The organism is Niveispirillum fermenti, assembly GCF_052474395.1.
On record NZ_CP156681.1, the window covers coordinates 3,048,966 to 3,064,272 of the forward strand.

Consider the following 15,307-nt stretch of genomic DNA (forward strand, 5'->3'; position numbering starts at 1 on the left):
GCAGCGGCCCTTGCTGGCGCGGATGGCCATGATTTCCAAAAGAAACAGGCCGATCAACGCATTGGCATGGCGGCAGCAGCGATGGCGGCAAGCCATGCACAGACTGTCTTTGCGCATTGGGTCATATAGCCTTTCGCGCGCCGCCGCCTGCGGATAACAGGCATAGGATCGGGCCAGATGTTTCCCGAAAGGCACCACGCCATGCTGAAGATGATGGAATCGCTGATCGCGAACCTGCTGGGCACTGACGGCCCGGCCCAGGACGTTCCGGCGTCGGGGAACGGCCCGGCTCGCGCCATGAACCCGGCCAACTCGGCGATCCCCCGGGCGGACGACAATGTCGTGGATGCCCTGCGGCGCATCCTGGGCCGGCGCGACCCGTCACAGGCGGGCAGCATCCAACTGATGGGGCTGGAGAGCCTGCGGGCGCGGATGGGTGACCGCTGGCCTGCCGTGGCCGATCGTGTCCATCTGCTGACCATCCGGCTGCTGAACCAGTATCTGTCACCGCTGGATACCTGGTTCCGCCCGGACGGGGAAACCTATGTCGTGGTCTTCGCCCAGTTGGGACCGGCGCAGGCGGGGGAAATCTGCTCCCATCTGGTGGAGGAATTGCAGGCCCTGCTATGGGGCACGGCGGAAACCGGCAGCATCAAGGCCCGCGCCGTCGTGCATGCCATCGGGTCGGAGACCATGTTCGATCCGGCCAAGCTGCGCCGCACCCTGGACGCCGCCCGCACCGGCGCAGCAGGCACGGGAACGGCGACGGACGGGTTCACGGGGTCCCAGGGCGAGGCTGCCGGGCCGCTGGAGGTCCGGTACCGGCCGATCTGGGACGTCAAGCAACAGGTCCTGTCCGTCTTCACGGTCCGCCCCTGCCGCCAGCGACGCGGCGGCAGCCTGCTCTGGGGCCTGGACTGCCTGGACGATCCGGAGGACCCGGCCCAGATCCTGGAGCTTGACCTGTTCGTCCTGCGCGAGGCCGTGTCCGTGGCGCTGGAACTGTTCGACAACCGGTTCCGCTTCTTCCTGTCCGTGCCCATCCATTTCGAAAGCCTGGCCGTGCAGAGCCGGCGGCGCGCCCTGATCGGCTGCCTGCAGGCGATCCCGCCGCATATGCGCAGCCTGATGACCTATCATCTCCGTGGGGCGCCGGCGGGCGTGCCGGTCAGCCGGCTGGCGGAGATGATCAGCACGCTGCGCCCTTATGGCCGGACCACGATGGTCGTCGTCGACCCCGTCTCCGCCGACCTTTCCGTTGTCGCCGCGGCGGGCGCCAAGGTGGCCTGCCTGCTGCTGCCACCCGGCGCCAGCGTGCAGCGGCACCGGGCCGAATTGCTGCGGTTCGGCCTGGCCGCACAGAAGCACCGGCTGCACACTTCCGTGGAGGGGGTGGAGGATTTCGCCATGGAGGCCCTGTGCGAGGAGGCACAGATCAGCTTCCTGTCCGGCGACCTGATCGGCGGCTGGGTGGAGGTGCCGCAACAGGCCGTGCGCCGGAGCCTGGACGATTTCCGCGCCATGGCCCCGGCCGCCATCCCGGCCTGAAATATCAGGCCCCGGCCACCGCCCGTTCCAGCAGCCCGATCGACCATTCGACATGGCTGTCCATGACGGCCGCCGCCGTGCGAGCGTCACCGGCCAGCACCGCATCGGCCAGACGATTGTAATTGGCGATGTAGCCGGGTATGTGCCGGGGCAGATCGATGGTGCCGGCCAGGAACCGGTTCCAGTATTCCAGGTTGAGCAGTCCCAGCAGATAATCCACATAGGGCTTCTGCCCGATCTCGTTCAGCAGATAGTGGAAATCGTTCAGGACCAGATAGAACCTGTAGGAGGGCGGGTCGTCGCGGCTGGCGCGAATACGATCGATGGCCGCTTCCACCCGTGTGCGGTTATCCCCCTCGCCGATACGCCGCGCGGCGGCGACAACACCAACCTTGGCGATGGGGCCCGTCACCTCATAGATCTGGATCAGGTCGGCCAGGGACAGTTCGCGCATGATGGCGCCCTTGTCGGGCAGCAATTCCACCAGCCCCTGACCCGCCAGGATATGCAGCGCCTCGCGCACGGGCGCGCGGCTGACACCCAGGCGCTTGGCCAGTTCCGCCGCCTTGATGCGCTGCCCGGGCCGCAGAACGCCCTCATCCAGGCTCTGCATCAGCATCTCGTGTACACGCTGCACCAGCGTCGTTTTCGTGCTGCCGTCGGCCATCAGCTTGGGCGCACCGAACGGTGATGGTGCCGTGGCCGCATCCGATGACATTTCGTCCATGTCATCATCCCCATCATCGGGCGGGGGCGGAACATGGGCACGCACCCTGGCTTCCTCACCCGCCCGCATGCCGGTCCTTGCCTTTGTCATCACCCCAAAGCCCCCCGTTTATCATGGGCCTGTCCCTCATGCCGGCGGGACGGACGGCCCATCGTCGCAGATGCTACGACAACCACCATCCCCCTGCATAGAAGCCCGGCGCACAGCATAGCGCAAAGGCCAATAGTGTCGACAGATTATTGGCGTCACCCTATTTCGTTTCTGATGGAACGATGTGCCAATTTGTATCATATTGATTTTGCTTGTTATTTATTTCAGGAGCCCCTTGAGAGACAAAAAAATCAATGATTCTGGCAATTCCTTCTTGAAAGTGCCGACACTTTATGGCGGATTAAAGGGGCGCACGGCGACCTTGCCAAGGTGGTGGGGAAATGAAACGGGAGGCCGGGCGCACAGGCGGTTTATGTTCATCGGGGACTGACGCCATGGAAAACCATATGACCGACACCGACCCCGTCGGCACCGGCCTCGGCAGTCGCATCGCCCGGCTTGGTCAGTTGACGGAGATCGAGCCACAGCGCGGACACGATCTTCCACAGCATGTAGCGGACCTGATCTGGTCACGCCGTCTGCTGCCCGTGGTGACGCGGGCGGACGAGGCACCAAGCCCCTTCGGGACCAGAGCGCCGATCAAAGGCGCCGGGGATATGTCCATCACCTATGCCGTCTGCCCGGCCGGCACGGGACCATCGCTGCACACCCATCGCCGAACCTTTGAGACCTTCACGGTCCTGAAGGGGCGATTCCAGTTCACCCTGGGCGATGACGGGGAAGGCACGGCCGTGCTGGACCCGTTCGACGTCATTTCCGTACCGCCGGGCGTCGCCCGCGCCTTCCGCAATGTCAGCGCGGGCGAAGGCTTGCTGCAGGTGATCATCACCGGCGGCCGGCACGACGTGGACGACATCACCTTTCCAGCCAGAACAGCCAGGGAAATCGCCGGTCACGGTGAAGAGTATCTGGCGTACTTCCAGTCGAAGGGGCTTCACTTCGACATCTGATCCGACGGGCGCATGGTTTATCCTGAACGGCAATCCATGATGATTGCCGGATGTACCGTTACGCCTACGCATCTTTCATATAAGAATACAAATGGAGGACGGGGACATGACCAGTTCGAGGCTTCACACCCTGTTGTTGAGCGGCGCCACGGTAATGGCGCTGGCTCCCTTGCCGGCACTGGCACAGGCGGCGGACAGCGGCCTGCTTGAAGAAATCATCGTCACGGCGACGAAGATGGGCGACACGCGGTTGCAGGAAACGCCCATCGCCATCACGGCCTTCACATCGGACGCGCTGGAACGCACGGGCATCAAGGATGTCCGCGACCTGGCCGGATCGACGCCGAACCTGGTCGTCGCCCAGAACGGCGCCTTCGCACAGCTTTATATCCGCGGCATCGGGTCGAACAATGTCTTCGCCGGGTCCGACCCCAGCACGACGGTCCATATGGACGGTGTCTATCTGGCCCGCCCCGCCGCCGTCTTCAACAATTTCCTGGATGTCGAGCGGATCGAGGTGCTGCGCGGGCCGCAGGGCACACTCTATGGCCGCAATTCGGTGGGCGGCACCATCAACATCATCTCCCGCCTGCCCGACAATCAGGTCCGGGCCAAGGCCCAGGCTACCATCGGCAATTACGACCTGTTCCGCGGCGAAGCCTATATCAGCGCGCCCCTGATCGAGGACAGGCTCTATGGCAGCGTGTCGCTGATGGGCAGCAAGCATGACGGCTATTTCAAGAATGTCGTCGCGTCGGGCAATGACCGCGCCAGCGAGGATACCTGGGGCGCGCGCGCCATCCTGCGCGCCACCCCGAACGAGGCGCTGGACATGGTGTTCCGCGCCGACTATCTGGCCGATTACGGTCATTTTGTCGGCAATCAGGCGCTGTTGCAGCCGTTCCGCCCCGTGGCCGGCGGCCCCGTGGACCCGGTGACCGAAGCCATCCGCGGCGACTGGCACAAGGTGGCGCTCGACAGCCCCAGCGACACCAACCGCAAGATCAAGGGCGTGTCGGCGGATATCACCTACACCTTCTCCGATATGGCCGTCCTGAAGTCGCTGACCGCGTATCGCAAGAGCGACCTGGACTATGTCAACGACACCGACGCCACCAACCTGCACCGCCAGGAAACGCGGCAGCAGGAATATCAGGACCAGTTCTCCCAGGAACTGAACCTGTCGGGCCGGATCGATCGGTTCAAATATGTGCTGGGCCTTTATTATTTCGACGAGCATATCGACACGGATTCCACGGTCACGGCCTTCAATCTGAACCGCGTCACCAACCCGGCCCCCACCGTGGATACCAAGGCCTGGTCCGGTTATGGCCAGGGTTCCTTCGACGTGACCGATCAGTTCACCCTGACCGCCGGCATCCGCTATACGGATGAAAAGAAGGATTTCGACCAGTATCTGAACATCTACACCCTGTCGACCGGCGCGCCGTTGGCGACATACCCGCGCCGGTACCTGAACAAGGGCCACTACACGGCCTGGACCCCGAAATTCGGCGCGGAATACAAGGTGACGCCCGATGTCATGCTGTACGCCTCGGCGACGCGCGGGTTCAAGTCGGGCGGCTTCAACTTCTCCTCCGGCAACACGGCTCAGGGCTTCGCGCCGGAAACGCTGTGGAGTTACGAGGCGGGCTTCAAGACGGAATTCGCGGACAGGCGCATCCGGCTGAACGGTTCGGCCTTCACCTATGATTACAAGGATTTGCAGGTGCAATCCTTCCTGGTCCCCGGCGTCACCGACATCACCAACGCCTCCGACGCGAAGGTGGATGGGGTTGAGCTGGAACTGACCACGCGACCCGTGACCGGGCTGGATATCGGCGGCACGCTGACCTATCTGAACGCGCGCTATAAAAACTACCCCCAGGCGCCGATCCCGGGAACCAGCCCGGCCGTGACCATCGATGCGTCGGGCAATTACCTGAACTCCTCGCCCAAATGGGCCTATACGCTCTATGGCCAGTACAGTTTCGATCTGGGGGGCGGCACGGCGTTCGTGCGCGGTGAATATGGCTGGAAGGACCGGCAATATTTCACGGTCGTGAATGACGCGGTGCAGACCATGGGCAGCTATGACCTGCTGAATGCCAGCATCGGCTTCGCCCCGGATGGCGGCAACTGGCAGGTGGTGCTGTACGGCCGCAACCTGTCCGATACGCAATATCTGGTCTCCACGGGCAGCTTCACGGCGGTGCCGGCCGGCACGCCGGGCGATCCGCGCACCTATGGCCTGCGCCTGACCTACACCTACTGACCGCCAGCAAACAGGGTCTGGAAATGTCTTCTGCATCCCCGCTTCATATCGACGGCACCTGCGATCCCGATTTCGCGCATATGCGGGAGGTGTTCGCCGAGAATTTCCGCAGCCGGGGCGAAATCGGTGCCGCCGTCTGCGTCTATCGCGACGGGAAAAAGGTCGTCGACCTGTGGGGCGGGGTGGCGGATGTCGCCACCGGTGCCCTTTGGCAGCAGGATACGATCTGCTGCATGATGTCCGTGGGCAAGTCCATGGCGGCCTTGTGCCTGTTGATGCTGATCGACAGGGGCAAGGTCGACCTGGAAGCCCTCGTCACCGACTACTGGCCGGAATTCGGCCAGGCCGGCAAGGAAAAGACCACCGTCCGCATGCTGCTGTCGGCCCTTACCGGTGTTCTTTATGCCGATGCGGCCCCGGATGGCTCGGCCTATGACTGGGATGTGATGTGCCGGGCACTGGCCGCACAGCAACCGGAATGGGAACCGGGCACCCGGGGCGCCTATCATTCCGTGACCGCCGGCTATCTGTTGGGGGAAATGGTGCGGCGGGTGGATGGCCGCATGATCGATGTCTTCTTCCGCGAGGAAGTCGCCCGCCCCCTGGACGTCGATTACGGGTTCGGGGTGGCGGAAAAGGACATGCACCGCGTGTCCGACATCCTCCCCAATCCCGGCAGCGTCACCTTCGTACAGGCCAAGGACAAGACGACCAAGCTGGGCCGCGCCTGGCGCGTGCGGCCCAGTTCGGCCAACCCCTACAATGAACCGGCCTATCGCCGGGCCGTGTTCCCGTCTTCCAACGGTCACGGCAATGCCCGCGCCATCGCCCGCGTCTATGCCGCACTGGCCAATGGCGGGTCGCTGGACGGGGTGCATCTGATCTCCCCCGCCCTGGTGGAGGAGATGCGCACCGAAAGCTGGCGCGGCATCTGCGGCATGACGGACCGGCCCTTCCGCTATGGGGTCGGCCTGTTCCTGAACTATGCCCCCATGTTGTGCTTCGGTGCCAATCCGCGCGCCTTCGGCCATCCCGGTGCCGGTGGGGCCGTCGGCATCGCCGATCCGGAAGCCGGCCTCTCCTTCAGCTACAGCCCGAACCTGATGTGCGCGGGCGCCGGCATGGGCGAGCGGTGCGAGGCCCTGGTGCAGGCCGCCCTCGGCAAGCAAGCCATCATCTGATCAATGACCCCCAGGGAGGGGAAAAATGTCCGATTTCAAAGGAAAAGTGGCCCTGGTGACCGGCGGCAGTTCCGGCATCGGCGCCACGGTGGCCAAGGCGCTGGGCGCCCGGGGCGCCCATGTCGCCATCGTGGCCAGCAGTTCGGTCGCCAAGGCCGCCCCCGTGGTGGATGCGGTGAACGCAACCGGCGGCACCGCCCGCGCCTATGCCGCCGATGTCCGGGACGAGGTGGCGGTCACCGCCCTGCTGGACCAGGTGGTGGCGGATTTCGGGGGACTGGACATCCTGGTCAATGCGGCTGGCGTGTTCGAACCCAGCCCCATCGGCGACACGGCATCCGACACGATGAACCGCATGGTCGACATCAATCTGAAGGGCACCTGGAACTGCCTGCAGGCCGCCGTGCCGCATCTGAAGGCGCGCGGCCGTGGCAAGGTCCTGAATTTCGCGTCGGTGGCCGGAACCATCGGTGTCAAGGGGTTCGCCGTCTATTGCGCGTCCAAGGCCGCCATCGTCATGATGACGCGGGTGGCGGGGGCCGAACTGGCGCCGTTCGGCATCAATGTCAACGCGGTGGCCCCCGGCAACACCGAAACCCCGATGAACGAGGCCCTGCGCACCGCGCCGGAAATGGCCGAAGTGCTGGACGGCATGCGCCGCATGACACCCAGCGGCATCACCTTCTCCAAGCCGGAGGAGATCGCAGGGGCCGCCCTCTACCTGCTGTCCGATGCCGCCCGGCCCGTCTTCGGCACGACGCTGGTCATCGATGAAGGCATTTCGGCCGCCATCGGCTGAAACCATCGGCGCCCGGCGCTTGAGGGAACACGAAAGTAAAACAGGGGGATCGGGAATGACGGACATTATTCGCAAGGACAGTACCTATGCCTGGTACGTGGCGGTGCTGCTGTCCGTCGCCCACCTGATCTCCTTCGTGGACCGGTTCGTGATGAGCCTGGTCCTGGTGCCGATCAAGACCGAACTGCTGCTGAGCGATACGCAGTTGGGGCTGCTGCACGGCACGGGCTTCGTCATCCTCTATACCGTTGCCGCCATCCCGCTGGGCTGGATGGCCGACCGCGCCAATCGCCGCAACATCATCGTGGCCGGCATCCTGGTGTGGAGCCTGGCCACAGCGGCCTGCGGGCTCGCCACCTCGTTCAACAGTCTGTTCCTGGCGCGGGTCGCCGTGGGCTTCGGGGAAGCGGCGCTGGTGCCGGCCGCCATGTCGCTGATCGCGGCCTATTTCACCCGGGCGAAACTGTCGCGCGCCGTCAGCACCTTTACCATGGGCGCCTCGCTGGGCAAGTCGGTGGCCCTGATCGTCGGCGGCCTGATCCTGGCCTGGCTGACGGCGCGCGGCGGAGCCATGCTGCCGGGCCTGGGACACCTGTCGCCCTGGCAGGGATTGTTCATGGCCGCGGCCCTGCCCGGTCTGGTGGTGGCCCTGCTGCTGCTGACGGTAAAGGAACCGCCCCGGCCCGTGACCGGCGCCGACACGGCCAAGCCGGGGCTGCGGGATGTGTTCACCCATATCGGACGGCACCGGGCCGCCTATCTGCTTCATACGGCGGCGGCGGCATCGGCCATCCTGCTGGTGCAATCCTATGCCGCGTGGTCGCCCACCTTCTATATCCGCAATTTCGGCATGACGCCGGCGGAAGCGGGATATCTGGTGGGCATGGTGGTGCTGGTGGCGGGGCCGGCCGGCCACCTGACCGGTGGCTTCCTGACCGACCGCCTGCAGGCCAAGGGCGTCGGCGGCGCACCGGGGCTGGTCATCGGCACCATGCTGGTCCTGTCGATACCGCTGGCCGTCATCTTCTGCACGACGGACAATAAGGCCTTGTCCCTGGCCAGCTACGCCCTGTTGAACGTCACCATCACGGCTGCGGCCCCGCCGGGCCTGTCGGGCATCCAGTTGCTGACCCCGGAACGGCTGCGCGGCATCACCAGCGCCTGCTTCATGGCGGCCATCACCTTCACCGCCATCGGCCTGGGACCGGCCAGCATCGGCATCTTCACCGATCAGGTCTTTCAGGATGAAAAGGCGCTGGGGTCCTCGCTGCTGCTGGCAACCTTCATCTTCGGCATCCTGGGCGCCCTGTTCGCCTGGTTCAGCCGGGCGCCGGCACGGGCCGCCACGCTGGCCGAAACCTGATCCCCATCATCCATCGAAGCCACGACAAACGGCGGCCCTGAAGGCGCCGAAGGGGCGAGATTTGCCCCGAGATCCGGAGAAGACCCATGCGCAAATCCGACAAGGTCATCATCACCTGTGCCATCACAGGGTCGCTGCATACGCCGACCATGTCACCCTATCTGCCCATCACCCCGCAGCAGATCATCGAGCAGTCGGTGGAAGCGGCAGAGGCTGGTGCGGCCATCCTGCACCTGCATGCCCGCGACCCGATCGATGGACGCCCGTCCCCGGATCCCGACCTGTTCATGCAGTTCCTGCCGCAGATCAAGCAGCAGACCGACGCCATCATCAACATCACCACGGGCGGCGCGCCGGGTTTCAGCGAAGATGACCGGCTGGCCGCCCCCTTGCGCGCCCTGCCGGAAATGACCTCGCTGAACATGGGGTCGATGAATTTCGGCGTGTTCGGCCTGGCCGACAAATACCCGGAATGGAAGCATACCTGGGAGAAGCCGTTCCTGGAGGCCAGCAAGCGTTTCGCCGCCAACCATAATTTCGCGCTGATCGAACGCATCATCCGCGAACTGGGTGAAGGCCATGGCACCAAGTTCGAATATGAATGCTATGACCTGGGCCATCTCTACAATGTAGCGCATTTCGCCGAACGCGGCCTGATCAAGCCGCCCTTCCTGATCCAGGGCATCTTCGGCGTGCTGGGCGGCATCGGGGCCGATCTGGAAAACCTCACGGCGATGAAGCAGACGGCCGACCGCCTGTTCGGCAATGATTATTACCTGTCGGCCTTCGGCATCGGCCGCATGCAGATGCGGTTCCTGACCATGTCGGCCATGCTGGGCGGCAATGTCCGCGTCGGCCTGGAAGACAGCCTGATGATCGGACGCGGCCAACTGGCCAGGAGCAACGCCGAACAGGTGCGCAAGATCAGGACCATCCTGACGGAACTGGGCATGGACATCGCCACCCCGGACGAGGCCCGCGCCATGCTGGCGCTGAAGGGTCCGGATCGCGTTGCATTTTAAGGGTGGGAACAGATCATGCGCTTTGCAACCGATACCGGCGGCACCTTCACTGATCTTGTGGTGGAAGAGGATGATGGCCGGATCAGCATGTACAAGGCCTCCACCGTGCCGGGCGATCCGGTACAGGGGGTTCTGGCAGCCCTGACCCTGGCGGCGACGGATCGCGGGCTGGACCTGCCGACCTTGCTGGACCGTGGCGATACCTTCATCCATGGCACGACCCACGCCATCAACGCCATCATCACCGGCCGCACGGCGCGCACCGCCCTGCTGGTGACGGAGGGGCACCGCGATATCCTGACCCTGCGCGAGGGCGGGCGGATCGAGCCGTTCAACCACTCTGTCCCCTACCCCAAGCCCTTCGTGCCCCGTGCGCTGACCTTCGAGGTGCCGGAGCGGCTGATCCATGACGGGTCGGTCCACCAGTCGCTGGATGAGGTGGCGCTGGCCGCCATCATCGACCGGCTGCGGGCGGAGAAGGTGGAGGCGGTGGCCGTCTGCCTTCTCTGGTCCACCATCAATCCCGCGCATGAGGTGCGGGTGGGCGAGGCGCTGGCGGCGGCACTGCCGGGTGTGCCGGTCAGCCTGTCGCATCAGGTGAACCCAAGCCTGCGCGAATTCCGCCGGGCGTCGTCCACCGCCATCGACGCCGCCCTGAAACCCCTGATGGGCCGCTATCTGGGCGGACTGGAAGCGCGGATGCGCGAGGCGGGATTCAAGGGCAAGGTGATGGTGCTGACCAGTTCCGGCGGCATGATGCCGGCGGCAGAGGTGGCGGCAAACCCCATCCGCATCATCAATTCCGGCCCCTCCATGGCCCCCATCGCCGGTCAGCATTATGCCGACCTGGAAGGCAACGGCGACAGCGTCATCGTGGCCGATACGGGCGGCACCACCTACGACATCTCCCTGGTGCGCGGCGGTCGGGTGCCGATGACGCGGGAATTGTGGATCGGGCAGCCGACGCGCGGCCATCTGGTGGGCTATCCGTCGGTGGAGGTGAAAAGTGTCGGTGCCGGCGGCGGCTCCATCGCGCGGGTCGATGCCGGCGGCTTGCTGCATGTCGGGCCGGAAAGTGCCGGTGCCGTGCCGGGTCCCGTCTGCTATGGCCGGGGCGGCACCCGCCCCACGGTCACCGACGCCTCCCTGGCCCTTGGCTTCCTGGACCCCGACTTCTTCCTGGGCGGTTCCATGAAGCTGGACCTGGCCGGCGCACGCGACGCCATCGGCCATCACGTCGCCACCCCGCTGGGCATCAGTGTGGAGGAAGCGGCCTGGAGCATCATCCACCTGTCGACGGAAAACATGGTGCAGGCCATCGCCGACATCACGGTGGCACAGGGCATCGACCCGGCCCGGTCCGTGCTGATCGGCGGCGGCGGGGCGGCGGGGCTGAATTCCACCTTCATCGCGCGCCGTCTGGGCTGCGAACGGCTGATCATCCCGGAAACGGGGGCGGCGCTGAGTGCGGCCGGCGCCATGATGTCGGAAGTGACGGGCGAATTTGCCACCAGCCTGTTCACCAGCACGGCACGGTTCGATTTCGCCAGGGTGAACGCGGCGCTGGCCGACCTGACGGCCCAATGTGCCGCCTTTGCCGCCCGGTCCGGCGACCCTTCGCGCCCTGCCGAGCCCGTCATCGTGGCGGAAGCCCGGTATGAGAACCAGGTCTGGGACATCGATGTCACCCTGCCCCTGCATCAGTTCGCCGGCGCTGAGGATGTGGAGCATTTCCGCCGCACCTTCGATGCGGCCCACCAGCAGATCTTCACCATCGACGATCCCACCTCGGCCGTGGAGATCGTGGGGTTGCGGGCCACCATCCGCTGTCAGGTCCGGCCCTTTACCGAATTCCGGCTGGGCGCCGCTGCGGCAGCGGCGGGACAGGAGCGCAGCCGGTCGGCCTGGTTCAAGGAAACCGGCTGGGTCGATACCGCCATCCACCGGCTGGAAGCGATGGAAGCGGACCGGGTGATGGCGGGTCCCTGCATCATCGAAAGCGCCTTCACCACCATCGTCGTCGATCCCGGTGCCACGGCGCAGCGGTCGGCGGCGGGCAGCATCCTGATCCATCCGGCCGGCCGGGCGGGCGTGAAGGGGGAACAAGCATGAGCGACATGAAACTGAACGGCGCCGATCTTGCCATCCTGAACAGCCGGTTCGAGGGCGTGGTGCGCAAGATGGCCAACACGCTGCTGCGCACCGGACGGTCGGGCGTGCTGAACCGCGCACGGGATTTTTCCTGCTGCATCGTCACCGATGCGGGCGACCTGCTGGCCGCGGCGGAAAGCCTGCCCATCCATGTGCTGGCCGGGCCGGACATGATGGCCCGCACCATGAAGCAGTTCCACCCGGTGCTGAAACGCGGCGACGCCTTCCTGCATAATTCGCCCTATCACGGCTGCTCGCATCCGGCCGACCTGACCCTGCTGGTCCCCGTCATCGATGATGACGGCACCCACCGGTTCACGGTGCTGGCCAAGGCGCATCAGGCCGATATCGGCAATTCCGAACCCACCACCTATATGGGCAATGCCCGCGACCTGTATCATGAGGGCGCGCTGATCTTCCCGGCGGTGCAGGTTCAGCGGGACTATCAGGATATCGCCGACATCATCCGCATGTGCGAGATGCGTATCCGCGTGCCCGAGCAATGGCGCGGTGATTATCTGGCCATGGTCGGCGCCGTCCGCATCGGGGAGAAGGAACTGCTCGCCATGGGGCGGGAGGTCGGCTGGGACCGGCTGGAAACCTTCTCCGGCCAGTGGTTCGACTATTCAGAGGCCGCCATGGTGGAGGCGCTGGCCAACCTGCCGGACGGACAGGCCCAGGCCAGCAGCACCCATGACGCCTTCCCCGGCATGCCGGAAACCGGCGTCACCATTACCGCCAAGGTGGCGGTGGACAGTGCCGCCCGGCGTATCCGGGTCGACCTGACAGATAATCCCGACAGCCTGCCCTGCGGCATGAATCTCAGCGAGGCCTGCGCCCGGACCGCGGCCATGATCGGCGTGTTCAATTCCCTGGACCACCGCGTGCCCAAGAATGCCGGCGCCTTCCGCCGCATCGACGTCGTACTGCGGCGGGGCTGCATCGCCGGCATCACCGAACATCCCTATAGCTGTTCCACCGCCACCACCAACATCGCCGACCGCGTGGCCAATGCGGTGCAGGTAGCCGTTGCCGACCTGGGCGACGGGTTCGGCATGGCGGAGGTGGGGGCCGTGATCGCACCGTCCGCCGGGGTGATTTCCGGCATCGATGCCCGCACCGGCAAAGCCTTCGTCAATCAGATCTTCCTGGCCTTCTCCGGCGGGGCGGCCAGCCCGCAGGCCGACGCCTGGTGGACCACGGCCCATGTCGGCAATGCCGGCATGTGCTGCATCGACGGGGTGGAACTGGACGAGCTTTACCAGCCGCTGCTGGTGAAGCGGCGCGGGTTCCTGCCCGACAGCGAGGGGCCGGGCCGCTTCACGGGTGCGCCCTCCACCATCGTGGAATTCGGGCCGCTGGTCGGTGCCTTCGACATTGGCTATGGCTCCGACGGGCATGTGAATGCGCCGCTGGGCGTGCGCGGCGGCGGGACGGGTGGCCGGGCCGATCAGTGGCTGGACCGGGCCGATGGCGAGCGCGAGGCGCTGCCCGCCTGCGCCCTGGTCAATGTCCGGGCGGGTGACATGATCACGGCCGTGTCCGCCGGTGGAGGCGGTTACGGCGATCCCCGGTCGCGGATACCGGAGAGCGTGGCCGACGCCGTGCGCGAAGGCTATCTGTCGCCGGAACGTGCCCGCGACATCTATCGCGTGGCCCTGGATACGACCGGCCATCCCGATCTTTCCGCCACGCAGGCATTGAGGGCCGCATCATGAAGCAGCGTGTCATCGTTACGGCCGGTGCCGCCGGCATCGGCCTGGCCATTGTCGAACGGTTCCTGGCCGCCGGCGCCGACGTCGCCATCTGCGACGCCGATCAGGGCCGGCTGGACAAGGCGGTCCAGGCCCATCCCGGCCTGATCGCCATGGCATTGGACGTGTCGGATGCCGATGCGGTGGACCGGTTCGTCCGCCTGGTCGGCGAGCGATGGGGCGGGGTCGATACCCTGGTCAACAATGCCGGCATCGCCGGGCAGATCGGTCCCCTGACCGATATCTGCGACCAGGGCTGGCGCACCTGCTTCGAGGTGAATGTGCATGGCGCCTTTTTCATGATGCGGGCCGTCACCCCGCTGATGAAGGCGCAAGGCGGCGGGTCCATCGTCAATATCTCCACCGGTTCCGTCACGACGCTGCCCGTCAACCGCTCCCCCTATATCGCGTCGAAATGGGCGCTGGAGGGGCTGACGCGGGCGGCAGCACGGGAGTTGGGACCCGACAATATCCGGGTCAACGCCATCCGGCCCGGCTTCGTGGACAGCGAACGCATGCGCGGCATCATGGCCGGCATCGCCGCCGGGCGCGGCACCGATGCCGCGACGGTGGAGGCGGAGTTCCTGCGCTATATCTCGCTGCGCGCCAAGATCCAGCCGGAAGAGATCGGCGACATGGCCGTCTTCCTGTCATCTGACGCGGCCAAGCATGTCACGGGGCAGCTGATCGCCGTCGACGGCAATGTCGAATGGGAATGACGCCCCGTGGCGCGTCGCCAGGCCGCCGGATGGCGGCACCGGCAATTGAGGCCGGTGATCGGTTTCGATCACCGGGACGTGTCATCAGAAAGGAACCGGCCATGGCCCGCATCCCCCCGCTGACCGCCGATGACATGGCGGCACGCGGCATCGACCTGTCCTTCATCGGCGACGATTTCCACGAACTGCCCAACTCTGTGCCCACGCTGGCCTGGCGGCCCGACATCCTGAAGGCCAGCGGCGCCCTGTGGGCCGCCATCATGCTGTCGGGCACGGTCGATCCCGGCCTGAAATGGATGGCGGGATACATGGCCAGCATGGCCGCCGGCTGCCGCTATTGCTCCGCCCATACCGGCACCGCGACGGCAGGCAATGGCGTTCCGGCCGAAAAGCTGGCGGCCATCTGGGATTTCGAGCGCAGCCCGCTGTTCAGCGATGCCGAACGGGCGGTTCTGCGCGTCGCCATTGGCGCAGGCCAGGTGCCGAACGCCGTCAGCGATGATGATTTTGCCGAACTGGCCCGGCATTTCAGCCGGGAACAGCAAGTCGAAATCGTATCCGTCATTGCGCTCTACGGCTTCTTCAACCGCTGGAACGACACGGTCGGCACCACGCTGGAGACCTCCCCCCGCCTGTTCGCCGAAAAACACCTGACGCCGCATGGCTGGGAAATCGGCAAGCATGGCTGATCCGGGAGGGAGCCGGGA

12 protein-coding genes are annotated in these 15,307 nt (G+C 65.6%); 11 read left to right on the top strand and 1 reads right to left on the bottom strand.

Going from position 1 to position 15,307, the window contains the following annotated elements:
- Positions 1-201 precede the first annotated feature (201 nt).
- Entirely contained in the window at positions 202-1,548 is a 1,347-nt protein-coding gene (locus ABC728_RS25360; RefSeq protein WP_416621859.1) for a hypothetical protein, read from the top strand.
- Positions 1,549-1,552: 4 nt separating this feature from the next.
- Here the strand turns inward: ABC728_RS25360 and ABC728_RS25365 are convergent, their stop codons facing one another.
- A complete protein-coding gene (locus ABC728_RS25365; RefSeq protein WP_416621860.1) occupies positions 1,553-2,365 on the bottom strand; it encodes a GntR family transcriptional regulator in 813 nt (270 codons plus the stop codon).
- A 407-nt stretch (positions 2,366-2,772) separates the two neighbouring features.
- Here ABC728_RS25365 and ABC728_RS25370 point away from each other — a divergent pair, with 407 nt between their 5' ends.
- From ABC728_RS25370 to ABC728_RS25415, 10 genes are all read left to right on the top strand, one after another.
- Complete coding sequence (locus ABC728_RS25370; protein ID WP_416621861.1) at positions 2,773-3,336, top strand: cupin domain-containing protein; 564 nt, start codon at positions 2,773-2,775, stop codon at positions 3,334-3,336.
- 106 nt (positions 3,337-3,442) lie between these two features.
- The gene (locus tag ABC728_RS25375; RefSeq protein ID WP_416621862.1) at positions 3,443-5,611 is read left to right on the top strand and encodes a TonB-dependent receptor; all 2,169 of its coding nucleotides are present in this window, start codon (positions 3,443-3,445) and stop codon (positions 5,609-5,611) included.
- A gap of 23 nt (positions 5,612-5,634) precedes the next feature.
- The gene (locus ABC728_RS25380; protein ID WP_416621863.1) at positions 5,635-6,792 is read left to right on the top strand and encodes a serine hydrolase domain-containing protein; all 1,158 of its coding nucleotides are present in this window, start codon (positions 5,635-5,637) and stop codon (positions 6,790-6,792) included.
- A gap of 25 nt (positions 6,793-6,817) precedes the next feature.
- Positions 6,818-7,591: an SDR family NAD(P)-dependent oxidoreductase gene (locus ABC728_RS25385; RefSeq protein WP_416621864.1), complete on the top strand. Its 774-nt coding sequence runs from the start codon at positions 6,818-6,820 to the stop codon at positions 7,589-7,591.
- A 55-nt stretch (positions 7,592-7,646) separates the two neighbouring features.
- Positions 7,647-8,954 carry an MFS transporter gene (locus ABC728_RS25390; protein WP_416621865.1) on the top strand — a complete coding sequence of 436 codons (1,308 nt, stop codon included), beginning with the start codon at positions 7,647-7,649 and terminating at the stop codon, positions 8,952-8,954.
- A gap of 86 nt (positions 8,955-9,040) precedes the next feature.
- Positions 9,041-9,976 (top strand): BKACE family enzyme, encoded by a 936-nt coding sequence (locus ABC728_RS25395; RefSeq protein WP_416621866.1) that lies wholly within the window; start codon positions 9,041-9,043, stop codon positions 9,974-9,976.
- Positions 9,977-9,991: 15 nt separating this feature from the next.
- Positions 9,992-12,088 (top strand): hydantoinase/oxoprolinase family protein, encoded by a 2,097-nt coding sequence (locus ABC728_RS25400; protein ID WP_416621867.1) that lies wholly within the window; start codon positions 9,992-9,994, stop codon positions 12,086-12,088.
- On the top strand, positions 12,085-13,845 hold the full coding sequence (locus ABC728_RS25405; RefSeq protein WP_416621868.1) for a hydantoinase B/oxoprolinase family protein: 1,761 nt from the start codon (positions 12,085-12,087) through the stop codon (positions 13,843-13,845). The genes ABC728_RS25400 and ABC728_RS25405 overlap by 4 nt, the downstream gene beginning before the upstream one ends.
- Entirely contained in the window at positions 13,842-14,600 is a 759-nt protein-coding gene (locus ABC728_RS25410) for an SDR family oxidoreductase (RefSeq protein WP_416621869.1), read from the top strand. The genes ABC728_RS25405 and ABC728_RS25410 overlap by 4 nt, the downstream gene beginning before the upstream one ends.
- A 101-nt stretch (positions 14,601-14,701) precedes the next feature.
- Entirely contained in the window at positions 14,702-15,289 is a 588-nt protein-coding gene (locus tag ABC728_RS25415; protein WP_416621870.1) for a carboxymuconolactone decarboxylase family protein, read from the top strand.
- The last annotated feature ends 18 nt before the right edge of the window (positions 15,290-15,307 follow it).

Excerpts from the sequence above, each read along its gene's own strand:
- ABC728_RS25415 (WP_416621870.1), top strand. The coding sequence starts at position 14,702 with ATGGCCCGCATCCCCCCGCTGACCGCCGATGACATGGCGGCACGCGGC.
- ABC728_RS25365 (WP_416621860.1), bottom strand. The coding sequence starts at position 2,365 with ATGACAAAGGCAAGGACCGGCATGCGGGCGGGTGAGGAAGCCAGGGTG.
- ABC728_RS25405 (WP_416621868.1), top strand. The coding sequence starts at position 12,085 with ATGAGCGACATGAAACTGAACGGCGCCGATCTTGCCATCCTGAACAGC.
- ABC728_RS25385 (WP_416621864.1), top strand. The coding sequence starts at position 6,818 with ATGTCCGATTTCAAAGGAAAAGTGGCCCTGGTGACCGGCGGCAGTTCC.
- ABC728_RS25370 (WP_416621861.1), top strand. The coding sequence starts at position 2,773 with ATGACCGACACCGACCCCGTCGGCACCGGCCTCGGCAGTCGCATCGCC.
- ABC728_RS25395 (WP_416621866.1), top strand. The coding sequence starts at position 9,041 with ATGCGCAAATCCGACAAGGTCATCATCACCTGTGCCATCACAGGGTCG.
- ABC728_RS25400 (WP_416621867.1), top strand. The coding sequence starts at position 9,992 with ATGCGCTTTGCAACCGATACCGGCGGCACCTTCACTGATCTTGTGGTG.
- ABC728_RS25360 (WP_416621859.1), top strand. The coding sequence starts at position 202 with ATGCTGAAGATGATGGAATCGCTGATCGCGAACCTGCTGGGCACTGAC.
- ABC728_RS25375 (WP_416621862.1), top strand. The coding sequence starts at position 3,443 with ATGACCAGTTCGAGGCTTCACACCCTGTTGTTGAGCGGCGCCACGGTA.
- ABC728_RS25410 (WP_416621869.1), top strand. The coding sequence starts at position 13,842 with ATGAAGCAGCGTGTCATCGTTACGGCCGGTGCCGCCGGCATCGGCCTG.
- ABC728_RS25380 (WP_416621863.1), top strand. The coding sequence starts at position 5,635 with ATGTCTTCTGCATCCCCGCTTCATATCGACGGCACCTGCGATCCCGAT.
- ABC728_RS25390 (WP_416621865.1), top strand. The coding sequence starts at position 7,647 with ATGACGGACATTATTCGCAAGGACAGTACCTATGCCTGGTACGTGGCG.